This window comes from Pseudomonas sp. KBW05, from assembly GCF_003852405.1.
Taxonomy (GTDB): domain Bacteria; phylum Pseudomonadota; class Gammaproteobacteria; order Pseudomonadales; family Pseudomonadaceae; genus Aquipseudomonas.
The window spans coordinates 16737-40727 of record NZ_QAJM01000036.1 but is presented as its reverse complement, the minus strand read 5'-3'; the positions used below and the strand labels follow the sequence as shown (position 1 = coordinate 40727).

Sequence of the window (23991 nt, the reverse complement as noted above, 5' to 3'; positions counted from 1 at the left end):
AAAGCGCGGTGCGGGGGGGCACCGCGCTTGATCAAGGGGTTATGGCAGGGCGTAGGCGATCACGTAGTCGCCACGGTCAGTGGACTGGCGTGCGCCGCCAGCGGTGATGACTACATACTGCTTGCCGGTCTTCGGCGACACGTAGGTCATCGGCCCACCCTGGCTGCCCACGGGCAGGCGGGCTTTCCAGATTTCATCACCATTGGCGCTGTTGAAGGCGCGCAGGTAGAAGTCCTGAGTGCCGGCGATAAAGATCAGGCCGCCCTGGGTGGACAGTGTGCCGCCGAGGGTCGGCAGGCCGATCTTGATCGGCAGGTGCATGCGGATCCCCAGTGGGCCGGTGTCTTCAACGGTGCCCACCGGCACTTGCCAGGCGACTTTCTGCGTCTTCATGTCGATGGCGGTCAGGGTGCCGAACGGTGGCGCCTGGCACGGAATGCCGGCCACCGAGAGGAAGCGGTTTTTGTTCACCGCATACGGCGTGCCCTTGAGCGGCACGGCGCCCATGCCGGTGTTCAGCGCTTCGCCACCTGACGAGGACTGCGCCTTGTTCTGCGACGGCACCATCTGGATCCACAGGCCCAGGCGCATGTCGTTGACGAAGATAAAGCCATGCACCGGGTCGGTGGAAATGCTGCCCCAGTTCATGCCGCCCAGGGAACCCGGGAAGCTCAGGGATTTATCGGTGCCCGGCGCGGTGTACAGGCCGTCGTAGCGCATGCCCTTGAAGTCGATGCGGCACAGCAACTGATCGTACGGCGTGGCGCCCCACATGTCCGATTCGGTCAGGGTTTGCGCACCGATCTGCGGCATGCCGAGGGATTTCGGCTGGGTTGGGGAGTACGGCTCGTTAGGGATATTGGCGGCCTTGACCGGTACTTCCTGCACGTCGGTCAGCGGCTTGCCGGTGGCGCGGTCGAGCACGTAGATCTGCCCGGCCTTGGTGCCGATCACCACCGCAGGCACGGCTTTGTCGGTGCCCGGCGCGGTGAAGTCGATCAGGCTTGGCTGCATCGGCAGGTCGAAGTCCCAGAGGTCATTGTGGACGGTCTGGTACACCCACTTTTCCGCGCCGGTGGAGGCGTCCAGCGCCAGCACGGAAGCGCCGTATTTGTGGTTCAACTGTGTGCGCTCAACCCCGTAGATGTCGGTGGACGAGCTGCCCATCGGCAGGAACAGGGTGTTCATCAGCGGATCGTAGGACATCGGCGCCCAGCTGTTCGGCGTGCTGCGCACATAGGTGCTGCCGTCGGCCGGGGCGTTTTTGTCTTCCGGGTTGCCCGGGTCGAAGGCCCAGCGCATGTGCCCGGTGATCACGTCGAAGCCACGGATCACGCCGCCGGGCATGTCGGTCTGGACGTTGTCGGCAACACGCCCGCCAACGACAACGGTGGTGCCGGCGATCAGCGGGGCGGAGGACAACTGGTAGTAGCTGTCCGGGACGTTACCCAGGCCAGCTTTCAAATCCACCTGGCCGTGGGTGCCGAAGTCTTCGCAGAACTTGCCGGTGTCGGCGTCTACGGCGATCAGGCGCGCATCAATGGTGTTGGTCAACAAGCGACGCTGGCATTGCGCACGGGCAGGGACGCTGGCGGCAATGATCGGCGAGCTGTTTGGCTGGCTTGGCTGGGCAATCGGCGCGGTGGCGTCGAAGTAGGCCATGCCCCGGCAACGCTGCCACACTGCCGACTTGGCGTTGACTTCGTTCTTCCACAGCTCTTTGCCGGTGTCGGCGTCGAGGGCGATCAGGTTGTTGTGCGGGGTGCAGATGAACACCTTGTTGCCGATCTGCAGGGGCGTCAGCTGGTCTTCGGCGCCGTTGCCGTCGCTGATGGCGACGTCACCGGTGTGGTAGGTCCACGCCACTTTCAGCTTGTTCACGGTGTCGCGGTTGATCTGGTCCAGCGCGGCGAAGCGGCTGCCACCTTCGGTGTTGCCGTAGTGCGCCCAGTCTTTCTGCGCATCGGCCGGGTTCACCGGGGTGATGCCAGGGCCGGCACCGGTGGGTGCGACGCTTGGGTGGGCGACAAACATGTTGCCCGCCGCTACCACCACGCCGACGGCCAGCACGCCGGCCACGCCATAGGCGGCGCGTGCCGGGCGGCCGACCAGCCACGGGTAGACCAGTGCCACCACCATGCCGATCGCCGCGAACATGAACACCCGCGAGAACAGCGGCCAGAACACCAGGCCGACATCCGCCACCGCCCAAATGGCCGTGCCGACCAGGAAGGCGGCGAACAACCACGCACCGGCCGGCTTGCGGCAGGCGATCAGCAGGCCGGAAAGGGCCATGGCCACGCCGCCGATCAGGAAGTACAGCGAGCCACCGAGGCTGGCCAGTTTGACGCCGCCAACGGCCAGCGCCACGCCGAGCAGGGCGATGATCACGCCCAGGCCCAGCAGGATAAATCTAGGGACGCCAGCGGCGCGCGATGCTCGTTTCATATCGATAAATGCTCGAAGGTGAGAGGGCAAAGACGCGATTTTAGCAAGATAAGTAACTAGTTAGTACATTGGGGTCCTGCAATAGACTATTACAGTTGCTGCGATGATGCGGTGTGGCCAAATGTCGCCCAGGGTGCGATGTGCATCGCACCCACCTGCTGCACGCGTCTGCTAAAGACTCTAGACGGATTTTTTGCCGTGTGGGGCGGCGTCATCGGCGAGGGCATCGCCACCCAGGCTGCGGGTCAGCTCGACGGCGGCTTGCTGGAACAGCGGGTGCAGGGTCTGCGCTTGCTCGGCGGTCAGGCGGCTGGCGGGGCCGGACAGCACCAGGGCGCCGATGAGGTTTTCGCCGGGGCCGAAGATCGGCAGGGCCATGGACGCGGCGTGGGGGTCGGTGGCGCCGTGGGAGAAGATCGGCTTGATCATCTTCGCGGCCAGCGAATACGGCGTGCGCAGCGCTTCGGCCCCGGCGGCGCCGTCCATGGGGCGGGTGTCGCCCGGTTGCAGGTGCAGGCGCAGGTGGTGGGGCGAGTTTACGCGGTACAGGCACATGCGATAGGCGCCGTGGCGTACGTAGAAGGAGGCGGTTTCGCCGGTTTCCTGGGTCAGGCGGTGCAGTAGCGGGGTGATGTGGCGTTCAAGGTCGAGGCCATCCTGGTAGACGGTGTTCAGGCGCATGATTTCGGTGGCCAGTTGATAGCGGCCGTCCGCCAGGCGGGTGATCAGGCCGTGGTCTTCCAGGGATACCATCAGGCGCATGATGGTGCTTTTGACCAGCCCGGTGCGTGCGGCCAACTCGGCCAGTTCCAGGGCGGTGTCGCCCATCTTGAAGGCGGTGAGCACGGTGAGCACCCGATCGGCCGAAGCCACCCCGGTGACTGCGGGGCGTGGGCGGGTTTTTACCATGGGGTGCTCCTTGTTGGGGGTAGGCTGCAAAATACTGGTATTGGCGGGTGGGGGCAATCTTGGGAGTTCTCGGTTATTGCGCGATCCCATTGTGGGAGCGGGCTTGCTCGCGAAGGCGGCCTGTCAGGCGACCAGTTTTTATTGACTGCACACCGCTCCAGGGTGGGAGCTGGCTTGCCTGCGATGGCGGTCTTTTTGTGTACATATCCATTATTTGGGTAACGGCCACCTATGGTTCCGCCCTTACGGCGGGTCACTTTGGAAAAGAGCCCCAAAGTAACCAAANNCACTCGGTGCCTCGCCTAGGCCCCCCAAATCCATGCCGAATTCCGGCCAGCGTGTTTAACGGGGCGCCTAAGATCAAGATCAAAAGCAAAGCGAGGCGGCCTGACAGCCGACCTGATCAATGAAGCGTACGCGTTCCCCTGTGGGAGCGGGCTTGCTCGCGAAGGCGGCCTGTCAGGCAACTGAATTTTTATTGGCTGCACACTGCTCCAGGGTGGGAGCTGGCTTGCCTGCGATGACTATGTGTCTGGCGCTGGAGCTTTCAGGTCGGAGTACATATCCATTGCTGCCGCTCCATGCTGTGGTCAGCTTGCGCTCACAGGCTTGCTGAGTTCCATCGCCTCGCCCGCTTCCTTCATCTGCTTGCGCCCCATCAGCAACACCATCACCGCACCCGCTGCACACAGCGCCGCCAAGGGCAGCAATGCCAGCGCATAACTGCCGGTGGCGTGATGAATGGTGCCGTACACGTTGACCATGATCCCGCCACCAATCAGGTTGGCCATCGCCCCTACAGCAGCCAAACCGGCAGCAGCAGTGGAGGAGGAGAGCCAGGTGGATACTAGCGCCCAGAACGGCCCTTTCATGGAATACGCGCCGATCAGCACCATCGACAACATGAACACTGTCGCCACCAACGAGGACGTCACCAGCGCCAGCAGCAAACCTGCGGTGATCAGCAGCAAGGTGGTCGCGGTGTGCCAGCGGCGTTCGCCGGTCTTGTCGGAGCTGCGGCCCCACAGGATCATCAGGATCGATGCCAGCCCGTAAGGAATGGCGTTGACCATGCCGATCTCCAGGTTGCTCAGGCCAAACGTCTTGAGCAGTTGCGGTGCCCACACGCTCATGGTGCTGCCCGCCGCCGAGGCGCCGGAGTAGATCAGTGCCAACACCCAGATGTGTTTGTGGCGTAACAGTTTCCACAGCGAGATATGCCCGATGGCTGTCTTGCGGCTGCGCTCTTCGTCGAGGCGGCTGGTGAGCCAGTGGCGTTGCTCGTGGCTCAGCCATTTGGCTTGCTCCGGGCGGTCAGTCAGCACGAACAGGCAGGCGATGCCCAGCAGTACGGCGGGAATCCCCTCGATGATGAACAACCAGTGCCAGCCGCGCATGCCGAACCAGCCATCCATGCTCAACAGCAGGCCGGATAGTGGCGAGCCGATGAAGTTGGCGCCGGGAATCGCCACCATGAAGATCGCAACCATGCGCCCACGGTAGGCCGCTGGCAGCCAGTAAGTGAGGTAAAGCAGCACGCCGGGGAAGAAGCCGGCTTCGGCCGCCCCCAGCAAAAAGCGCATCACGTACAGCGAGTTGGCGCCGGTGACAAACGCGGTGCCGGCGGAGATCAGGCCCCAGGTGATCATGATCCGGGCAATCCACACCCGCGCGCCAAAGCGTTGCAGGGCCAGGTTGCTCGGCACTTCCACGAGGAAGTAGGAGACAAAAAACAGGCTGCTGGCAAAGCCGAAGATCGCCGGGGTCAGGCCCAGGTCCTGGTTCATCTGCAAGGAGGCCATGCCGATATTGCCGCGATCGATGATCGCCAGCAGGTAGCAAAGGATGAGGAACGGCAATAGTCGCCACGCCACCTTGCGCATGGTTGAGCGCTCGATGGCGCTGATGTCGGTAGAACTGATGGACATGACTCTCTCCCATTTTGTTTTTTTTGGAGAAGCGTTATGGGCCCGCGATTACAACGCGGGCGATGTCAGTGTGCGTAGAGATGGCGGTTGACCACCGCACGCGGCGGCGGCGCGGTGCCGTCCCAGAAATCGATGATCTGTTGCAGCGCCAGCAGGCCCACGCGGTCTCGGGCTTCGGCGGTGTTGGCGCCGACGTGGGGCGTCGCCACCAGTGTCGGCAAACCCCACAGCGCCGAGTCCGCCGGCGGTGGTTCGGGGTTGAAAGTGTCGAGGCCGGCGCCGGCGATTTGCCCGGTGCTCAGGGCGTGGACCAGCGCTTCGGTGTCGATCAGTTCACCGCGCGCGGTGTTGATCAAAATTGCGCCCGGGCGCATGCGCTTGAACTGCGCCGCGCCAAACAGGTTGCGGTTCTGCTCGGTCAGCGGGCAATGCAGGCTGATGATATCGCAGCTGGCCAGCAGCTCATCCACGCTGTTGACCCGCTCTACATTCGGCAACTCCGCCAGGTACGGGTCAAACACCTTGATGGTCATGCGCAGCGGGGCCACTAGGTCCATCAGGATCTGGCCGATCGCGCCCAGGCCGACCAGACCGAGGGTCTTGCCGGACAGTTCGATGCCCACCGAGGTGGCTTTGTCCCAATGCCCGTCACGCATGCGTGCATCGAGCAGGGCGGTCTGGCGCGCCACGCTGAACATCAGCGCCAGGGCGTGCTCGGCCACCGATTGTGCGTTGGCGCCCAAGGCGATGGTCACCGGGATCTGGCGCTCGGCGGCGGCGGCAATGTCGATGGTGTCGTAGCCCACGCCGTGCTTGGCGATGATTTTCAGCGCGGCCGAGGCGTTGATCATCTCCCGGGTCAGCTTGCCCTGGCGCACGATGATCGCGTCCGGTTGTTCGCGGGCAATGATTGCAGTGAGTTCATCGGCGGGTGCGTAGGGCGTGGTGGGGATTACGCGTACGCCGTGGGAAGCGGCGTGGGCCATGGCGTCGGCGGTCAGTTCCGGGCCGGTCAGCAGGAGGGTTCGGGTCATTGTGCGCACCTTGGTTTTCTTGTCTGTGTGCAGTTGGCGGCCGTTTGCGGCGCTCAACAGTGGTTGAAAACTAGCATAATGAAACGGCGTTGCAATAAATAAATTCACCCAGGCTGTTTTGATCGACGCTGTATCAGTGAAAAAACCCAATAAAATCTAATGTTTATTCAAATTTATAATTTTATTTGGCACGGGTCGTTGGATTCTGAATCCGCCTTGAGCCTTGCTGGTTGCAAATCATGATGGTAATTTTGAAATGTCGTTTCAAAACAACATAAAAATCAGCAGAGGAATACCCCATGTCCATCGGATTCAGAGTGCTCAAGCAACAACGCAAGGTTGCCGCCGAGTGGGTTGAGCGTTACCGCAGCGTGCCCGTCGCCAATATCAGTGATTCGATGCACCGCATGACCGCCGGCGGCGCGAGCCTCAAACCGATGCACCGCACCGGCGTCCTGGTGGGCCCGGCGTTGACCGTCAAGGCGCGCCCAGGGGACAACCTGATGCTGCATCACGCCCTGGATATCGCCCAGCCGGGCGACGTCATCGTGGTGGATGCCGGGGGTGACCTGAGCAACGCACTGATCGGCGAAATGATGGTGGCGTATGCGATCAAGAAAGGCGTGGCCGGCATCGTGATCAACGGCGCGATTCGCGATGCAGCGAGCATCGGTGCCGGGGAGTTCCCGGTGTTTGCGGCGGGTATCACCCATCGCGGCCCTTACAAGGACGGCCCGGGCGAGGTCAACGTACCGATTGCCCTGGCCGGCATGGTGATCGAGCCGGGCGACTTGGTGATCGGGGATGAAGACGGCTTGCTGTGCGTGCCGTTCGATCAGGTCGCTGAAGTGTATGATCGCGCCTACGCCAAACATGCCGCCGAGCAAAAGCAGTTGGAACAGATTGCGCTGGGCGAAAACGACCGTACCTGGGTCCTTAAATCCCTTATACAAAAGGGCTGCGAGTTTATTTGAATCCTGCGTCTACCACCGGTTGGCCCACGCCGATCCGCGCGCTGCGCCATCGTAATTTCCAGATCTACTTTGTCGGCCAGGGCCTCTCCACCCTGGGCAAATGGGTGCAACAGGTCGCGCTGTCGTGGCTGGCCTATCACCTGACGGGCTCGGCCGTGCTGCTGGGGGCGATTGCGTTTCTGACGCTGTTGCCGCAGTTGCTGGTCGGACCGCTGGCGGGCGCCTGGTCCGACCGCCATGACAAGCGCCGCCTGCTGATGGCGGTGCAGGCCACGCTGGCCGTGCAATCCCTGGTCCTCGCGGTGCTCACCTGGCAGCAGTGGATGGGCCGCGACGTGATCATCGCCATGGCGCTGCTGTTGGGCTTGCTCAATGCCCTGGAAACACCCCTGCGCCAAGCCTTGATCGCCAGCTTTGTCGACGAGCCCAAGGACCTGCCCAACGCCCTCGTGCTCAATGCGATGCTGATCAATGCCGCGCGCTTTATCGGCCCGCCGTTGGCCGGCTTGCTGATCACCTGGAGCGGCGAAGCCGGTTGCTTCCTGCTGACCTCCATCGCCTTCGGCATGCTGTTGATCGGCTTGGGCAAGGTGCAAAGCCGCGCACAGGTGCGGGCCAAAGGGTCTACCGGGGAGATCTTCCGCGAAGGTTTGCGCTATTTGTGGAACACCCTGTCAATCCGCCGCCTGTTGATCAGCGTGGTGATGGTCAACCTGTTGGCGTCCTGCTACACGGTGCTGCTGCCGATCCTGGCCAAGCACGCCTTCAGCGGCGATGCCCAAACCCTCGGCTGGCTGTGGGGCGCGGCGGGGGCGGGGGCGTTTGTGGCGACGATCTTCCTGGCGTTCGCCGGCAGCTCATCGAGCCTGAGCCGCATCATCGTGATGGGCACGGTGGTGTGCGCCCTGTCGCTGTGTGCGGTGGCGGCGAACCCGCCGTTGGCGTTCACCCTGGCGGCGTTGGCCGGGTTGGGGTTCGGCATCACCGTGAGCAACGTCAGCAGCAACATGACCCTGCAAAGTGCCGCGCCGGAAGCGCTGCGCGGGCGGGTGATTGCCTTTTACATCGCCATGCGCTTTGGTTTCGAGGCCATTGGCGGCTTGTTGGCCGGGCTGTTGGCGGCGGCGCTGAACGTGCAGTGGACCTTGTTGCTGGCCGGTGGTCTGTTGGGGATGTATCAGTTGCTCAGTTGGCTGATTGGCCGCGGGCGCGATCCGAAGTAACCGCTGACCCACGGCCCGATCCGCTGTTTTAGTCCAGGCGTTGCTCCAGAAATTGCGCCACGCAGGCCATGCACGCTTCACGCTCTTCAACGTGAGGCATATGGCTGGAGCGCTCGAAAATCTGCCATTGCACATCGCTGATGCCGTCGGCAAACGGCTGCACCGTCTCGGGTGTGGCTTCGTCGTAGCGGCCGGAGATCAGCAGCGTCGGCACCTGGATGCGCGACAGGCGATCGATGATGGTCCAGTTGCGCATGCCGCCGATCACATGGAACTCGGTGGGGCCGTTCATGGCGTGGTAGACCGTGGGGTCTGCGTCAATGGCGGCGAACGTTCGCGCGACTTCGGCGGGCACCGGTTGGATACGGCACACATGGCGAGCGTAGAACACGTCCGACGCCGCGCGGTATTCGGCGCTGTCGGTGGTGCCGGCGTCTTCGTGGCGCAGCAAGGTGGCCTGTACCTCGGTGGGAAGCGCCAGACGCAAGCGGTCCGCGGCCTCGGACCACAGCGCCATGGACGCCGGTGAGTTGGCGATGATCAACGCCTTGAGGCCGACCGGCTGGCGCACCGCATGTTCGGCGCCGAGGATGCCACCCCAGGATTGGCCGAGCAGGGCGTAATCGTGGATGCCCAGGTGAGCGATCAGGTTGTTCAGTTCGGCGAGGAACAGGTCTACCACCCAGTACTCGGTCGGCGCATCCGGCAGGTGGGTCGAGCGGCCGTTGCCGAGTTGGTCGTAGTGCACCACGGCGCGGCCAGTGGCGGCCAGGTCCTTGAAGCTGTCGACATAGTCATGGGTGCAACCGGGGCCGCCGTGGGCAATGATCAGGGGCGGGCCCCCGGCGTTCAGATCACCCGTGACCCGGAACCATGTCCGGTGGCCACGGAAACTGGCATAACCTTCGCGAACCTGCATGCTGTGTACCTCGTTGGGGATCGATGGGGCACAGGCTAGTCAACACGATCGCTCAAGGGCACTGGCAAAAATTATAGGTTCTCAGATTTCCACCAGCCGGTAATGCAGGCCACGCACCACCGCTTCCACGCGGTTGCGTGCGCCCAATTTGCGGGCGGCGCCGACCAGGTGCAGGTTGATCGTCGCCTGGGAGCGATTGAGGGTGGCGGCAATGCCCTTGGCCGTCAGCCCTTTGGCCGAGTGCTGCAGGCATTCGCGTTCGCGCGGGGTGAGATGAATATGGGTGCAGCGGCGTTCCGCTGGCGCCAGCAGCTCGCTGGCCTGGGCCTGGAACGCATGGGCCAGCACCAGCATCTCGCCGAGGTTGCGTTGGGCTTGTTGTTCGGCATCGGCGGGGGTGCCATCGACAATCGCCGTCAGGGTAGCAAAGCCGCCGTCGGGCAAGTGCAGCGGCACGGTCAGCCCCGTGCTCAGGCCGTAGTCGCGGATGTAGTGGGCCACCGGGCGATGGGCATCGGTGAGGGCGCCGTTCCAGTGTGTGTCCGTGCAGAACGACCAGACAAACGGCAGGGTTTGCCGCGCCGCGCGTTGTTGCACCGGGTCGATCTGGTAATAACCGCGCTCGCACCACAAGGCGTGCATGTCGCCCGGCGCATTCAGGGCCTTGAACACCGACGGGGTGATCAGTGCGCCTTCATGGCTCATGGGTACGGGCGCGTAGTCGTAGATCAGGGTCTTGAAACCCAATTGGTTGGTGGCTGATTGAACCTCGGCCAGGCACGCATCCAGCGTTGTAGTGTGGGCGAGTTGCTCGCTGAACGTGATCAGGTCGGTGTGCATGGCGCCTCCGGGCGTTGGGCTGCAGCGTTTTGGAAGCAAACAGTCTGCCAAGGCGAAAACCTAGTATTTTTCAGGATAGAGCCAGTGCCTGCGCCGCCCTAGAGTGAGGCTTCTGTTCAACCCTTGCGGAGCGCCATCATGATCGACCCTTCCACACCCGGTGACAGCGCGCAGCTCGCGCGTTTCGGATATACCCAACAACTCAAGCGTCAGCTCAGCCTGGGTGACCTGTTGATCTACGGCATGGTGTTCATGGTGCCGCTGGCGCCGTTCTCGATCTTTGGCGGGGTGTTCGACGCCAGCCATGGCATGGTGCCGCTGACGTACTTGATCGGCTTTGTCGCCATGCTGTTCACCGCCATCAGCTACCAGCAGATGTCCCACGCTTTCCCGGTTGCGGGCTCGGTGTATGCCTATGTGGGGCGCGGCCTGAACAGCCAACTGGGGTTCCTCGCGGGTTGGGCGATCCTGCTCGATTACCTGCTGGTGCCGACCCTGCTCTACGTGATTGGCGCCAATGCCATGGCCAACGTCATTCCCGCTGTGCCGCAGCCGCTGTGGATCGTGTTTTTTGTGGTGCTCAATACCCTGGTCAACCTGCGCGGAATCCAGACCACGGCCCGCGCCAACCGCTTGTTCCTCTATGGCCAACTGGTGGTGCTGGGGGTGTTTGTGGTGCTCGCCAGTGTTGCCATCAGCAACGGCGTCAATGGCGCGAGTTGGACCTTGAAGCCGATGTACAACCCGGCTGAATTTTCCTTGCCGCTGATCTTCAGTGCCCTGTCGGTGGCGGTGTTGTCGTTCCTCGGTTTCGACGCCATCTCCACGCTGTCGGAAGAAACCCGCGGCGGTAGCCGTGCGGTCGGGCGCGCAACGTTATGGTCGCTGGCGCTGGTGGCTGCGCTGTTTATGCTGCAGACGTGGCTGGCCGCGCTGTTGCAGCCCAATCTTGTGCAGTACCCGGATGCGGAGGCGTCGAACAATGCCTTCTACGAAATCGGCCGCCTGGTCGCCGGGCCCTGGCTGCAAGTGGTGATCGCCTTGGCCGTGGCCATCGGCGCCGCTATCGCCAACTCCCTGGTGGCCCAGGCCGCGACGTCGCGCTTGTTGTTCGCCATGGCGCGGGATCGCCAGTTACCACAGTTTCTCAGCCAGGTGCACGCGGTTACGGGTGTGCCACAGCGCGCGACTTTTCTGGTGGCGGGATTGAGCCTGGTGCTGGGGCTGTTTTTTGTCGGGCAGATCAACCTGCTGGCGTCGATGTGCAACTTTGGTGCGCTGACCGCGTTTCTGCTGCTGCATGTGGCGGTGGCCTGGCACTACCGCAGCGCCGGTCGCCGGCTGGTACACGGGCTGGTGCCGCTGATCGGTTTTGTGATCATCAGCTACGTGCTGGTCAATTCCGACATTTACGCCAAGGTCGGCGGCACGTGCTGGATTGTCCTGGGGATTGGCGTGTTGATGTTTTTCAAGGCCACCGGACGTTCGACGGAACTCAAGGTGGATGCGTCGCAGGGGTCGGCGAGCGAGACGGTGAATGGCTCACCGTCTCGAACCTGGCAGGCTAGAACTTGAACCGACCCACCAACCCCTTGAGCTGCCCGGAAATATCCGTCAACCGACCCGAGCCGGTCTGCGCCGAGTGGGCGAAGCCTTCGACCAGTTGCGCATCGGCATGGATCTGCGCGATGTGCCGGTTGATCTCTTCGGCCACCTGGTGCTGCTCTTCGGCGGCGGTGGCGATCTGGGTGTTCTGGTCGCGGATCGAGTCCACCGAGCCGCGGATCTTGTCGAAGCTGTCGCGGGCCTGTTGGATGCGTTCCACGCTGGTGTGGGAGACCAGCAGGCTGCCCTGCATCTGCTGGGTGACTTCCTGGGTGCGCCGGGCGAGGTTGCCCAGCAGGCTGTCGATCTCGCCGGTGGAGTCGGCGGTACGGCGGGCGAGGGCGCGCACTTCGTCGGCCACCACCGCAAAACCCCGGCCCTGATCGCCGGCGCGCGCGGCTTCGATGGCGGCGTTGAGCGCCAGCAGGTTGGTCTGTTCGGCAATCGAGCGGATGGTGTCGAGGATGGTGTTGATGTTCTGGCTGTCCTGCTCCAGCAACTGCATGGTCTGGGTCGACTTTTGCAGGTCTTCGCTCAACTTGAGCACGCTGCCGGTGGCTTCGCCGATGTGCTGCTGGCCGTCGTACACGTCGCGGTAGCCTTCGTCGGCACTGGTGGCGGCGGCGCTGCACGAACGCGCGACTTCGTTGGCGGTGGCGACCATTTCGTTGAACGCGGTGCTCACCAGCTCCACGGCTTCACGCTGACGGCCGGCGGCCTGGTTCATGTTGTTGGCCACGGTGCTGGTATCGGCGGCGGCGCTTTGCAGGTCGGTGGAGGCGCTGCCGATGCGTTGCACCAGTTGCGCAATCGCGCCGAGGAACTGGTTGAACCAGCCGGCCAGGGTCGCGGTTTCGTCCTTGCCTTGCACGGTGAGTTTGCGGGTCAGGTCGCCTTCACCTTCGGCGATTTCTTGCAGGCCATCGGCAACGCTGCGGATGGGGCGCACAATCATGCTGGCAAAACTTGCACCGACCAGGGCGAAGACCACGGCCAGGGCAGCGGCGATGGCGGCAATCAACCAGGTCAGGCTTGACGCGCCGGCCATCACTTCGTCACGCTTGATCAAGCCGATAAAGCGCCAGCCCAAGTCTTTGGAACTGACCACGTTGGCCATGTAGGGCACACCGTTGATCTCGATCTGAGTGGCGCCGTCGGTACGCTTGGCCAGTTCGGCGTATTGCGGGCCGAGGTCGGCCAGGGGTTTGAAGTTGTGCTTGGCATCGCTGGGGTCCACCAGCACGTTGCCGTTGGCTTCCACCAGCATCAGGTAACCGCTGTCGCCCAGCTTGATGTTGCGCACCAGTTCGGTGAGTTGCTTGAGCGACACGTCCAGGCCGACCACGCCGAGGATATTGCCGGTGGCGTCGGCGACGGTGCGCACGGTGCCGATCAGCACCACGTCATCCGGTGCCCAGTAATAAGCACCGGTGCGCACGGTGTTGCCTGGCGCGGCCACGGCGGCCTTGTACCAGGGGCGTTGGCGCGGGTCGTAGTTGTTCAGCTTGGTGTCGTCGGGCCAACTGGCGTAGCCGCCGTCGCTCAGGCCCAGGGACAGGTAAGCGGTGCTCGGGTGGCTTTTGGCGAACTGGTCGAAGATGTCCAGCAGCGCTTTGTTGGTCGGGGTCAGGGGGATTTGCGCGGCGTCGGCGCCGGCGTAGCTTTTCAGGTCTTTGGCGGCGGCGATGCGGGGGTCTTTGGCGACGAATTCGACGTTCTGGCTGATGCCATCGAAGAATTGCTTCATGCCGTTGTCGATCTGGCGGATTTCACGGCTGCTGCTGTCGACGAAATTGGCCTCGGCCGCATCCCGCAGGTTCAGTACCACCAGCACGGCCACCAGGATCACCGGCACGCAGGCGATAGCCGCAAACGCCCAGGTCAGCTTGTGTTTGATATTCATGACATCTCCCGCAGGGTACTTATTAGAGTTGGCAAGGCGGAGGAAAGTAGCGCAGAGCGTCGCATGTGTTGTTTTTAGAGGGGATAGCCCATGCGTACCCCCGGTATATCGACCGGTGGGTCACGCACTTTAGGCCGTAGGCAGGGTTTAACCGATGCGCTCGCCACCCAGGGCATCACGCTGCATCGATTGCAGGTTTTTCTCGATGGTTTCGCAGATGGTGTCCATCTGGATCTGGTGCTCGCTGGAGTTGAACGGGCTTTGCAGGTCGGTGCCGATGCGCTCGATGGCCAGCAGCATAAAACCTACCACCGTCGAGGCCAGCGGGGTGAACCAGCCGAGGGATTCCACCAGGCCCACCGGCACGATCAGACAGAACAGCGAGATAAACAGGCGCGGAAAATACACGTAGGGGTAGGGCAGCGGGGTGTTGGCGATGCGTTCCATGCCGCCCTGGGCATTGGACAAATCCACCAGGGTCGACTCCAGCCGCGCCAGGCGGATGCTGTCCAGGTGGCCGGCCTTGTATTCCTTGGCCAGCAAGGCTGCCGAGCCGGTGAGGATGTCGTTGGCAAAATTATTGGTGGTGCCGTTGCGCGCGAACTCTTCGCCGGGGATGAACGCGCGCACCTCATCGGGGCACGGCTGGCCCTTGAGGTGCGCGGCCAGGCAGTTCACATAGGCCACATGCCGACGCAACAGGGTGGCCTTGACCGGGTTGACTTCGTTGTCGGGGTCATCCAGCAGCGTCAGCACCTGGCGCGCAAAACTGCGCGAATTGTTGACCATCGCCCCCCACAGCGTGCGCGCCTCCCACCAACGGTTATAGGCGCTGCTGTTGCGAAAACTGATCAGTACCACCAGCGCTGAACCGAGCAAAGTCAGCGGCATCAGCGGCAGGTTGATCTTGTAGGTGAGGAACAGCATGAAATCCACCGTGACGGCGACATCCCACAGCAACAGCCAGAACAGGGCCCAGCCTACATAGCCCATGGTCTTGATGATCAGGCGGTATTTTTTGATGATGGCGGCTTTCAAACGACGACCTCGCGGCGAGCGGTGGGCAAGAGTGCCTTAGCTCGGACGCGGGTTTGGGGGGAAAGGTTCGCTGGGGGGGGAGGGGAAACGAACGCCATGCTATGCTTCTTGGGCTAATCGAGGAGTTTGCAATGACTGATACAGCCCGTGAAACCATCGCTGATAAAGTGCGCAAAATGGCTGAAATTCATCATGTCACCGCCGAACGTGACGGTGTTAGCCGGATGGCCGTGGCAATTACCGGCCTGGCTGGCGATGTGGTCCAGCTGGACGGCGTGGAGCAGTTGTTGGTTAACCTCACGAGGAAGGGCGTTCTGAGCAAGTCGGAAACCTTGGCGCTCCAAGGCAGCTACCTCCAGGAAAAGCGCTGCTTGGCGAAGAAACTTCGCGCATGAGCTTCGATCCCTTCGGCGATTTTGAAACCGCTGGATATCTTCAAAACGCTCTAAAGCTCAAAGACCCCGTCGAAGTAAAAGAATCCGAGCATCTTTCGTTTGAATTGAGCCTGGAAGAGGCGCTTGATTTCCTTGCCAAGAAAAAGCCAATTGATTACAGGTCGGTGCGCAAAGTGCACGAGATCCTGTTTTCTGGTTTCTATCCCTGGGCGGGCAAGGATCGGAACGAGCTTGTACCGCATCTCGCGGTCTTCAAAGGCTCCGAAAACGATCCTTACCGTACCGTCTTCGAGCATCCTGGCTCTATAAAGCTTTCAGTCGACTATGCACTGGAATTGGCGTCGAACAAAAAACGTTTTCGCGACAGTCCTGGCGATGTCATGGGCCAGCTAGCCTTCGCGCATCCTTTTCTGGATGGCAATGGACGTACGATTCTGCTGGTGTTCATGGAGCTCTGTTATCGAGCCAAGTTCGCGATTGAATGGTCCAGAACCAACAAGGATGACTACCTCAGGGCGCTCAGCGAAGAGATTGAGTCACCGTTCAAAGGGCATCTGAGTCATTACTTGAAACCCTTTGTGGTGGACATTGCCCACCGTGACGAGTGGGCAACAATGATCGGTGGCATCAAAGGGTTGGATGGGCTTGATAAGGAGGGGATTACCTACGAGAGCCTGGACAACCCCGAGGTTCAACACATCTACAACACCTACAGAGGGCGGTTGATTCCGCCAATGGAATAACCCTTTCTTTACCGTTGGGCAAGAATACTGGCCAGCAACCCGGGAAACCGCTCCTCAAGATCTTCCGCCCGCAGCGCATTCATATGCGTGGTCCCCACACTCCGCGTCTGCACCAACCCCGCATCACGCAACACGCGAAAGTGGTGGGACATGCTCGACTTGGGCCGCCCGCCATCCAATTCGCCGCACGTGGCTTCGGCTACGCCGGCCAGGCAGCGCACGATTTCCAGGCGCACCGGGTCGCTCAGCGCATAGAGCACGCGTTCCAGGGTAAGGTCTTGGACAAGGGGGTGTTTGAAGGCTCGCATGAAACGAATGATAACAGGGGGGTATCGCTGAATACTATAGTTCGATTACCATCGAACTATCGAATCAACCATCACTTTGCCGGAGTTGTCCCATGGCCGCTTTGTTCGAACCGTACACACTTAAAGATGTCACCCTGCGTAATCGCATTGCCATCCCGCCGATGTGCCAGTACATGGCCGATGACGGCATCGTCAACGACTGGCACCACGTGCACCTCGCGAGCATGGCCCGTGGTGGGGCAGGGCTGGTAGTGGTCGAGGCCACCGCCGTTGCGCCGGAAGGCCGCATCACCCCGGGCTGCACCGGTATCTGGAGCGATGCCCACGCCGAGGCGTTCGTGCCGATGGTCAAGGCCATCAAGGCGGCGGGTTCGGTGCCGGGCATCCAGATCGGCCACGCCGGGCGTAAAGCCAGCGCCAACCGCCCGTGGGAAGGCGATGACCATATGGCTGCGTCCGACCCGCGCTCGTGGGAAACCATCGCGCCGTCGGCGATTGCCTTTGGTGCGAACCTGCCGCAGGTGCCGCGCGCCATGACCCTGGACGACATCGCCCGGGTGCGCCAGGACTTCGTCGATGGCGCGCGCCGTGCCCGTGACGCCGGTTTTGAATGGATCGAGCTGCACTTCGCCCACGGTTACCTGGGCCAGAGTTTCTTCTCCGAACACTCCAACCAGCGCACCGACGCCTACGGTGGCAGCTTTGACAACCGCAGCCGGTTCCTCCTGGAAACCCTGGCCGCCGTGCGTGAAGTCTGGCCCGAAAACCTGCCGCTGACCGCACGTTTCGGCGTATTGGAATACGACGGCCGCGACGAACAGACCCTCGCCGAATCCATCGAACTGGCCCGCCGCTTCAAGGCCGGTGGCCTGGACCTGTTGAGCGTCAGCGTCGGCTTCACCATTCCCGACACCAATATCCCGTGGGGCCCGGCATTCATGGGGCCGATTGCCGAGCGTGTGCGCCGTGAAGCGGGTATCCCGGTGACTTCGGCGTGGGGCTTTGGCACGCCGCAACTGGCAGAAGGCGCCTTGCAGGCTGGGCATCTGGACCTGGTATCGGTAGGCCGCGCCCATTTGGCTGATCCGCATTGGGCGTACTTTGCGGCCAAGGAGTTGGGTGTCGAGAAGTCGTCGTGGACCTTGCCAGCGCCTTACGCGCACTGGTTGGAGCGTTATCGCTAAGGCTTGCACCAGCGTTTCAGGAGCCACTCACTCGAGTGGCTTTTTTTTGCGCCGGTTTTATCAAGGCGATACAAAGCAGTTACCCAAAAAATAGTGAATGAGAACGCATATCAATAATGGATCGCGTGATATACCATCGCGCCGCGAAAATCTGGCAGCTATGCCGCCCCATTTGGCCCATTCACTAGGTTCATCATTCATGCGTCGTACCCTGGTTTCCATCTGTGTGCTTCAGGCGTTTTCCCCTTTGACCTGGGCCGAAATCGCCCCTGCCGACAAGGCCAGCGTGGAGTTGCAAGCCACCTCCATCACCGGCACCGCGGACTACGAGACCGCCCAGGGCCCGGTCAAGGGCTACCTGGCCACACGTTCCGCCAGTGCGACGCGCACCGACACCTCGATTCATGAAACCCCGCAGTCCATCAGTGTGGTGACCAAGGACGCCGTCGAAGACATCGGCGCCACCCGCCTGCAAGACGCGCTGGACTATGCCGGCGGCGTCGGCCGTGCCAACAACTTCGGCGGCCAGGGCCTCACCACCTTCACTGTGCGTGGCTTCACCACCGGCGAGTTCTACCGCAACGGTTTCCCGATCAATCGTGGCTACCCGAACATGCCGGACGCCAACACCATCGAGCGCCTCGAAGTGCTGCGCGGCCCGGCCACCATGCTCTACGGCCGTGGCGATCCAGGCGGCACCTTCAACGTGGTGTCCAAGCAACCGCTGCCTGAGCGCACCGTGACCCTGGGCAGCCAACTGAACGACCAAGGCATGCAGCGCGGCACCCTGGACGCCTCCGGCCCGCTGGATGAAGAAGGCCGCCTGGCTTACCGCCTGAACGTGGTGGGCGAGGGCGGTGAGACCTTCCGCGACCACGTCGAAACCGAACGCTACGGCATCACGCCGGTGATCACCTGGCAAGCTACCGATGCCACCAAGGTGATCTTCGAAGGCGACTTCATGCGCAACAACCACCCGTTGGACCGTGGCCTGACGCGCTTTGCCAATCAGAAAGGCACCGCGTCGCGCGATACGTTCTGGGGCGACAAGGATGTGGGCATGCTGCACAACGACAACAGCATGGCCCAACTGCGTTTTGAGCATTTGCTGAATGAAAACTGGACGCTGGGTGGTGGCTTCCAGTGGTTGGATGGAACCTTGCAAGGCAACGGCATTGAAGCCAACGGCCCCACCAGCCTGAGCGCCGACGGTCGTACCCTGCAACGCAACTTCAACTACCGCAAGCTGGAATGGACCGATAAAGACACCCAGCTCAACCTCACCGGGCATTTCTCTGCTGGTGGTTTCGATCACACCTTATTGACCGGTGTCGAGTTCGAAGACTACGACTACAAGTCGATCATCCAGCGTTCCAGCGCTGCGGCCGGGACCTATCCCATCGACATCTTCGATCCGGTCTACGGCCAAGCGCGCCCGCCGCTCACCCGCACGCCGACCCACGACAAGGAAAACCTCAAGACCTATGCCGCGTTCGTGCAAGATCAGGTGGCCCTCACCGAGCGCCTGAAAGTGCTGGCCGGCGCGCGTTTCGAGCGCTTTGAGCATGACTACGAAAGCTACGTGAGCGGCGTCAAGCCGTGGAGCGCCGCAGACAACGCGGTCACTCCGCGTGTGGGTGTGACCTACGACCTCACCGACACCGTGGCGGTGTATGCCGATGCTGCGCGCTCGTTCAAACCGAACACCGGCGCGGCGCGCGTCGGGGGCGGGTTCGAGCCGGAGAAGGGCAAGTCCTATGAGATGGGCGTGAAGTGGGAAGCACTGGATCGCCAGTTGAGCGTCGATGCGGCGATCTACCAGATCGAGAAGAAAAACGTCCTCACCACCGACCCGGTAGACTCGACCTTCAGCGTTGCGGCAGGCCAGGTACGCAGCCGTGGGTTCGACCTCAATGTGGCGGGCAACCTCACGCCTGAATGGCGCCTTATCGGTGGCTATGCCTACGTGGACGCCGAAGTGACCAAGGACAACACGATCCGCTCCGGCACTCGCCTGATGAACATTCCGCGCAACAGCTTCAGCCTGCTCAATGTGTACGAGTTCCAGGACGGCACGCTGAAGGGCCTTGGCTTGGGCGCAGGTGCCAAATACGTGGATGAGCGTGCAGGTCAAACGGCCAATACCGCGTTCGCGATGGATGCCTACACCGTTGTCGATCTGCTCAGCTACTACAAGGTCAACGACAAGGTGCGGCTCAATCTCGACGTGAAGAACCTGTTCAACCGTGAGTTTGAAGAAGGGGCGTTCGGCAACATCTACGCCTACCCAGGTGCGCCGCGTACCGTCCAGGTCGGCATCGCCTACACCCTGTAATAATCTGGAGCACTACAAATCAAAATGTGGGAGCGGGCTTGCTCGCGAAAGCTGTGTGTCAGTCAAAAATGTTCCAACTGACCCACCGTCTTCGCGAGCAAGCCCGCTCCCACACAAGCCCGCTCCCACATTTGAATGTCTTATCCCTGATAAAGCCCGGTTGCTCTCTCGGCTGTCAAAGCGGCGTCAACACATTCATCACCGTATCCAACGCCACCCGCGTGTCATCCAACTGCACCAGCGACGCATGCCGCGCACCCAGCGCATCGCGGTTCTGGATCGCGGTGAGGATCGCCTTGTGCCGAGGCAGGCTCAGGCCCTGGATATCCGGGCGGCGGTTGGTGATGTTGATCGACTCGCGCAGCGGCAGCGACAGCATGTTGCACATGTAGGCCAGCAGGTCGTTGCGCGTGGCGTCGGCAATCGCACGGTGGAAGTCCAGGTCGGCCTGTAGCAGCTCTTCGTGGGTCTTCGCCGTTTCCATGCCCAGGTAGGCTTTTTCGATGGTGGCGATGTCTTCATCGGTGGCGGTGGTCGCGGCCATGGCGGCGATCTCCGGTTCGAGGATGCGCCGCACACCGGCCAGGGTGTTGAAGAATTCGCTGTGGGGCGTGGACTGCATCAACCAGGACAGCACGTCCGGGTCGAGCAAATGCCATTTCAAGCGTGGCCGCACCACCGCACCCACCCGTGGCTTGGAATACACCAGGCCCTTGGCGCTGAGCACCCGCGTGGCTTCACGCAACACCGAGCGGCTGACCTTGTACTCCTCGCAGAGCGTGGCCTCCAGGGGCAGCTTTTCTTCGGGCTTGAAGCGCCCGGAAACGATGTGCATGCCCAAGTCCTGAACGATCTGGGCATGCATGCTCTTGCGCGGCTTGGGCGGCTGGTGATCCATAACGACGGGGAGGCTCTGACTTAAAGACGCGGCATCATAGCATCCCAATTAGTGGGAATGCCGGGGGACTTCCGCCCCACGGCAACCCACCAGGAAGTCAAAGTCGCAACCCTGGTCCGCCTGCAATACGTGGTCGATATACAGCTGGCGATAACCGCCGACGATCATTTTCTGCGGTGGCGCAAGATCCGCCATGCGTGCCGCCAGCTCGGCGTCGGGGATGTCCAGGTGCAGGCGGCCGTTGGCGCAGTCCAGTTCGATCCAGTCACCTTCCTTTACCGTGGCCAACGGCCCGCCGGCTGCGGCTTCCGGCGCCACATGCAAGACCACGGTGCCGTACGCCGTGCCGCTCATGCGCGCGTCGGAAATGCGCACCATGTCCGTCACACCCTGGGCCAGCAGCTTGGCCGGCAGGCCCATGTTGCCCACCTCGGCCATGCCCGGGTAACCCTTGGGCCCGCAGTTTTTCATGACCAGGATCGAGTTGGCGTCCACGTCCAGCTCCGGGTCGTTGATGCGCGCCTTGTACATGTCGAAGTTCTCGAACACCACCGCACGGCCGCGATGTTGCATCAGCTCCGGGCTGGCGGCAGACGGCTTGAGCACCGCACCCAACGGCGCCAGGTTGCCGCGCAGTACGCAAATGCCGCCGTCGGCGCGGATCGGGTTGTCGAGGGTGCGGATCACTTCGTCCTGGCCGTAGATCGGTGAGTCCTTGGTGTTCTCACCGAGGGACTTGCCGTTCACTGTCAGCGCATTCGGATGGGGGATCAGGTTGGCTTCACCGAGGCGGCGCAACACCGCAGGCAGGCCGCCGGCGTAATAAAACTCTTCCATCAGGAAGCGCCCCGACGGCTGCAAGTCGACGATGGTCGGCATGCCACGGCCCATGCGGGTCCAGTCGTCGAGGTCGAGCTCCACGCCGATGCGCCCGGCGATAGCCTTCAAGTGGATCACCGCGTTGGTCGAACCGCCGATAGCCGCATTCACGCGGATCGCGTTTTCAAACGCCTCTTTGGTGAGGATCTTCGACAGCTTCAAGTCTTCACGCACCATCTCTACCGCGCGCATGCCGGACATATGCGCCAGCACATAACGCCGTGCATCCACCGCCGGAATCGCCGCGTTGTGCGGCAACGAGGTGCCCAGCGCTTCGGCCATGCACGCCATGGTCGAGGCCGTGCCCATGGTGTTGCAGGTGCCCGCCGAGCGCGACATGCCGCCCTCGGCCGCCAGGAAGTCGTCCAGGGTAATGGTGCCGGCCTTGACCTGCTCGCTGAGCTGCCATACCACGGTGCCCGAACCAATGTCCTGGCCCTTGTGCTTGCCGTTGAGCATCGGCCCACCGGTGACCACGATCGCTGGCACGTCACAACTGGCGGCGCCCATCAGCAGGGCCGGGGTGGTTTTGTCGCAGCCGGTCAGCAGCACCACGCCGTCAATCGGGTTGCCGCGAATCGCTTCTTCCACGTCCATGCTCGCCAGGTTGCGGGTGAGCATGGCGGTGGGGCGCAGGTTGGATTCGCCATTGGAAAACACCGGGAACTCCACCGGGAAGCCACCGGCCTCGATCACGCCGCGTTTGACGTGCTCGGCGATCTGGCGGAAATGCGCGTTGCACGGCGTCAGTTCCGACCAGGTATTGCAGATGCCGATGATCGGCTTGCCATGGAACTGATGGTCGGCAATGCCCTGGTTCTTCATCCAGCTGCGGTACATGAAACCGTTCTTGTCGGCGGTACCAAACCACTGGGCGGAGCGTAGGCCGGGCTTTTTATCAGGCATGATCGATTCTCTTATTGTATGACTATATGTTCTGTACGTGCTTAAACATAAGCGCAAAAACGACTATTTGGAAGAGTTGTTTTGTAAATAGTCATACTATATAGTCGGTCTCAACTGAGGTATGACCCTGGCGGATTTCCGCGAGAGGCATTCCCCGAGCTTCTATAAAAACAACAATGTGGAGATCGACCCCATGAGCCAGGAACTGCGGCTTATTCGGCGCATCACGCTGAAACTGATTCCCTTCCTGATCCTGCTGTACCTGATCGCCTACGTGGACCGTTCCGCCGTGGGCTTTGCCAAGCTGCACATGGGCGCCGACATCGGCATCGGTGATGCCGCCTATGGCTTGGGCGCAGGCCTGTTCTTTATTGGCTACTTCCTGTTCGAGATCCCCAGCAACCTGATGCTCGACCGCTTCGGCGCGCGGCGCTGGTTTGCGCGGATCATGGTCACCTGGGGCGCCATCACGATTGGCATGGCCTTTGTGCAGGGCCCGCACAGCTTCTATGTGATGCGCTTTCTGCTTGGCGCGGCAGAGGCGGGGTTCTTCCCGGGCGTGCTGTACTACATCACCCAATGGTTCCCGGTGCGCCATCGCGGCAAGATCCTCGGGCTGTTTATCCTGTCCCAGCCGATTGCAATGATGATCACCGGCCCGGTGTCCGGTGGCTTGTTGGGCATGGACGGCATCCTCGGCCTGCACGGCTGGCAGTGGTTGTTCATCGTGATTGGCACTCCGGCGATCCTGCTCACCTGGCCCGTATTGCGCTATTTGCCGGACGGCCCCAAGCAGGTCAATTGGATGAGCGAGGAAGAAAAAACCTGGCTCACCGGCGAACTCGCCAAGGACCTGCAAGCCTACGGCCAGACCCGCCACGGCAACCCGTTGCACGCGCTGAAAGACAAACGCGTGTTGCTGCTGGCACTGTTCTACCTACCGGTGACGCTGAGCATCTACGGCCTGGGCCTGTGGCTGCCGACCCTGATCAAGCAGTTCGGCGGCAGTGACTTGACCACCGGCTTCGTCTCCTCCGTGCCCTACATCTTCGGCATCATCGGCCTGCTGATTATTCCGCGCAGTTCCGACCGTTTGAACGACCGCTACGGCCACTTGGCAGTGCTTTATGTACTGGGCGCCATCGGCCTGTTCTTTAGCGCCTGGTTGAGTGTGCCGGTATTGCAAATGGCCGCGCTGTGCCTGGCCGCATTCGCGTTGTTTTCCTGCACGGCGGTGTTCTGGACCTTGCCGGGGCGTTTCTTCGCCGGCGCCAGTGCGGCGGCGGGCATTGCGCTGATCAACTCGGTGGGCAACCTCGGCGGCTACATCGGCCCGTTCGTGATTGGTGCGCTAAAGGAATACACCGGCAACCTCGCCTCGGGCCTGTACTTCCTGTCGGCGGTGATGGTATTCGGGCTGATTTTGACCTTCGTGGTGTACCGCGTGCTGGAACGCAAGCACGTGCTGCCCGCCGACCAATTCGCCGCCAGCGCCCGTGGCGCTTCACGTACTTGATTGAGG

General features: G+C 62.1%; 19 protein-coding genes. 8 read left to right on the top strand and 11 right to left on the bottom strand.

What is annotated here, in order from left to right; all coding sequences use genetic code 11:
• Nucleotides 1-39 precede the first annotated feature (39 nt).
• From DBR46_RS26185 to DBR46_RS26170, 4 genes are all read right to left on the bottom strand, one after another.
• The gene (locus tag DBR46_RS26185; protein ID WP_124528719.1) at nt 40-2448 is read right to left on the bottom strand and encodes a glucose/quinate/shikimate family membrane-bound PQQ-dependent dehydrogenase; all 2409 of its coding nucleotides are present in this window, start codon (nt 2446-2448) and stop codon (nt 40-42) included.
• Between the two features lie 180 nt (nt 2449-2628).
• Nucleotides 2629-3357 (bottom strand): IclR family transcriptional regulator, encoded by a 729-nt coding sequence (locus DBR46_RS26180; protein ID WP_124528717.1) that lies wholly within the window; start codon nt 3355-3357, stop codon nt 2629-2631.
• 590 nt (nt 3358-3947) lie between these two features.
• Nucleotides 3948-5285, bottom strand: coding sequence for an MFS transporter (locus DBR46_RS26175; protein WP_124528715.1), 1338 nt, complete (start codon nt 5283-5285; stop codon nt 3948-3950).
• 65 nt (nt 5286-5350) lie between these two features.
• Entirely contained in the window at nt 5351-6319 is a 969-nt protein-coding gene (locus DBR46_RS26170) for a hydroxyacid dehydrogenase (RefSeq protein ID WP_124528713.1), read from the bottom strand.
• A 299-nt stretch (nt 6320-6618) separates the two neighbouring features.
• Between DBR46_RS26170 and DBR46_RS26165 the strand changes: the two genes are divergently transcribed.
• Nucleotides 6619-7293 carry an RraA family protein gene (locus DBR46_RS26165; protein ID WP_124528711.1) on the top strand — a complete coding sequence of 225 codons (675 nt, stop codon included), beginning with the start codon at nt 6619-6621 and terminating at the stop codon, nt 7291-7293.
• Entirely contained in the window at nt 7290-8516 is a 1227-nt protein-coding gene (locus tag DBR46_RS26160) for an MFS transporter (RefSeq protein WP_124528709.1), read from the top strand. Before DBR46_RS26165 ends, DBR46_RS26160 begins: the two co-directional genes overlap by 4 nt.
• Before the next feature lie 28 nt (nt 8517-8544).
• Here DBR46_RS26160 and DBR46_RS26155 read toward each other — a convergent pair whose 3' ends face one another.
• A complete protein-coding gene (locus tag DBR46_RS26155) occupies nt 8545-9435 on the bottom strand; it encodes a proline iminopeptidase-family hydrolase (protein ID WP_124528707.1) in 891 nt (296 codons plus the stop codon).
• A gap of 81 nt (nt 9436-9516) precedes the next feature.
• Entirely contained in the window at nt 9517-10275 is a 759-nt protein-coding gene (locus tag DBR46_RS26150) for an autoinducer binding domain-containing protein (protein WP_124528705.1), read from the bottom strand.
• 138 nt (nt 10276-10413) lie between these two features.
• Here DBR46_RS26150 and DBR46_RS26145 point away from each other — a divergent pair, with 138 nt between their 5' ends.
• On the top strand, nt 10414-11850 hold the full coding sequence (locus tag DBR46_RS26145) for an APC family permease (RefSeq protein ID WP_124528703.1): 1437 nt from the start codon (nt 10414-10416) through the stop codon (nt 11848-11850).
• Here DBR46_RS26145 and DBR46_RS26140 read toward each other — a convergent pair.
• Entirely contained in the window at nt 11840-13783 is a 1944-nt protein-coding gene (locus tag DBR46_RS26140) for a methyl-accepting chemotaxis protein (RefSeq protein WP_124528701.1), read from the bottom strand. The two genes, DBR46_RS26145 and DBR46_RS26140, sit on opposite strands and share 11 nt — an antisense overlap.
• Before the next feature lie 147 nt (nt 13784-13930).
• On the bottom strand, nt 13931-14821 hold the full coding sequence (locus DBR46_RS26135; RefSeq protein WP_124528699.1) for a bestrophin family protein: 891 nt from the start codon (nt 14819-14821) through the stop codon (nt 13931-13933).
• 131 nt (nt 14822-14952) lie between these two features.
• Between DBR46_RS26135 and DBR46_RS26130 the strand changes: the two genes are divergently transcribed.
• Complete coding sequence (locus tag DBR46_RS26130; protein ID WP_124528697.1) at nt 14953-15216, top strand: hypothetical protein; 264 nt, start codon at nt 14953-14955, stop codon at nt 15214-15216.
• Nucleotides 15213-15959, top strand: a complete 747-nt coding sequence (locus DBR46_RS26125; RefSeq protein ID WP_124528695.1) for a Fic family protein — start codon at nt 15213-15215, stop codon at nt 15957-15959. Before DBR46_RS26130 ends, DBR46_RS26125 begins: the two co-directional genes overlap by 4 nt.
• An 8-nt stretch (nt 15960-15967) precedes the next feature.
• Here DBR46_RS26125 and DBR46_RS26120 read toward each other — a convergent pair whose 3' ends face one another.
• The gene (locus DBR46_RS26120) at nt 15968-16267 is read right to left on the bottom strand and encodes a helix-turn-helix transcriptional regulator (RefSeq protein WP_177414127.1); all 300 of its coding nucleotides are present in this window, start codon (nt 16265-16267) and stop codon (nt 15968-15970) included.
• Between the two features lie 92 nt (nt 16268-16359).
• Here DBR46_RS26120 and DBR46_RS26115 point away from each other — a divergent pair, with 92 nt between their 5' ends.
• Together DBR46_RS26115 and DBR46_RS26110 are read left to right on the top strand one after the other, a co-directional pair.
• On the top strand, nt 16360-17451 hold the full coding sequence (locus DBR46_RS26115; RefSeq protein WP_124528691.1) for an NADH:flavin oxidoreductase/NADH oxidase: 1092 nt from the start codon (nt 16360-16362) through the stop codon (nt 17449-17451).
• Between the two features lie 199 nt (nt 17452-17650).
• Nucleotides 17651-19786 (top strand): TonB-dependent siderophore receptor, encoded by a 2136-nt coding sequence (locus DBR46_RS26110; protein WP_124528689.1) that lies wholly within the window; start codon nt 17651-17653, stop codon nt 19784-19786.
• 175 nt (nt 19787-19961) lie between these two features.
• On the opposite strand, the gene DBR46_RS26105 is transcribed toward DBR46_RS26110, so the two are convergent.
• Together DBR46_RS26105 and DBR46_RS26100 are read right to left on the bottom strand one after the other, a co-directional pair.
• Nucleotides 19962-20684, bottom strand: coding sequence for a FadR/GntR family transcriptional regulator (locus DBR46_RS26105; protein ID WP_017739605.1), 723 nt, complete (start codon nt 20682-20684; stop codon nt 19962-19964).
• A gap of 48 nt (nt 20685-20732) precedes the next feature.
• A complete protein-coding gene (locus DBR46_RS26100) occupies nt 20733-22469 on the bottom strand; it encodes an IlvD/Edd family dehydratase (RefSeq protein WP_124528687.1) in 1737 nt (578 codons plus the stop codon).
• A 193-nt stretch (nt 22470-22662) separates the two neighbouring features.
• On the opposite strand from DBR46_RS26100, the gene DBR46_RS26095 reads away from it, so the two are divergent.
• Nucleotides 22663-23985: an MFS transporter gene (locus tag DBR46_RS26095; protein ID WP_124528685.1), complete on the top strand. Its 1323-nt coding sequence runs from the start codon at nt 22663-22665 to the stop codon at nt 23983-23985.
• The last annotated feature ends 6 nt before the right edge of the window (nt 23986-23991 follow it).

Coding starts and splice junctions, on each gene's coding strand:
- DBR46_RS26185 (WP_124528719.1), bottom strand. CDS start 2,448: ATGAAACGAGCATCGCGCGCCGCTGGCGTCCCTAGATTTATCCTGCTG.
- DBR46_RS26180 (WP_124528717.1), bottom strand. CDS start 3,357: ATGGTAAAAACCCGCCCACGCCCCGCAGTCACCGGGGTGGCTTCGGCC.
- DBR46_RS26175 (WP_124528715.1), bottom strand. CDS start 5,285: ATGTCCATCAGTTCTACCGACATCAGCGCCATCGAGCGCTCAACCATG.
- DBR46_RS26170 (WP_124528713.1), bottom strand. CDS start 6,319: ATGACCCGAACCCTCCTGCTGACCGGCCCGGAACTGACCGCCGACGCC.
- DBR46_RS26165 (WP_124528711.1), top strand. CDS start 6,619: ATGTCCATCGGATTCAGAGTGCTCAAGCAACAACGCAAGGTTGCCGCC.
- DBR46_RS26155 (WP_124528707.1), bottom strand. CDS start 9,435: ATGCAGGTTCGCGAAGGTTATGCCAGTTTCCGTGGCCACCGGACATGG.
- DBR46_RS26150 (WP_124528705.1), bottom strand. CDS start 10,275: ATGCACACCGACCTGATCACGTTCAGCGAGCAACTCGCCCACACTACA.
- DBR46_RS26145 (WP_124528703.1), top strand. CDS start 10,414: ATGATCGACCCTTCCACACCCGGTGACAGCGCGCAGCTCGCGCGTTTC.
- DBR46_RS26140 (WP_124528701.1), bottom strand. CDS start 13,783: ATGAATATCAAACACAAGCTGACCTGGGCGTTTGCGGCTATCGCCTGC.
- DBR46_RS26130 (WP_124528697.1), top strand. CDS start 14,953: ATGACTGATACAGCCCGTGAAACCATCGCTGATAAAGTGCGCAAAATG.
- DBR46_RS26125 (WP_124528695.1), top strand. CDS start 15,213: ATGAGCTTCGATCCCTTCGGCGATTTTGAAACCGCTGGATATCTTCAA.
- DBR46_RS26120 (WP_177414127.1), bottom strand. CDS start 16,267: ATGCGAGCCTTCAAACACCCCCTTGTCCAAGACCTTACCCTGGAACGC.
- DBR46_RS26115 (WP_124528691.1), top strand. CDS start 16,360: ATGGCCGCTTTGTTCGAACCGTACACACTTAAAGATGTCACCCTGCGT.
- DBR46_RS26110 (WP_124528689.1), top strand. CDS start 17,651: ATGCGTCGTACCCTGGTTTCCATCTGTGTGCTTCAGGCGTTTTCCCCT.
- DBR46_RS26105 (WP_017739605.1), bottom strand. CDS start 20,684: ATGGATCACCAGCCGCCCAAGCCGCGCAAGAGCATGCATGCCCAGATC.
- DBR46_RS26100 (WP_124528687.1), bottom strand. CDS start 22,469: ATGCCTGATAAAAAGCCCGGCCTACGCTCCGCCCAGTGGTTTGGTACC.
- DBR46_RS26095 (WP_124528685.1), top strand. CDS start 22,663: ATGAGCCAGGAACTGCGGCTTATTCGGCGCATCACGCTGAAACTGATT.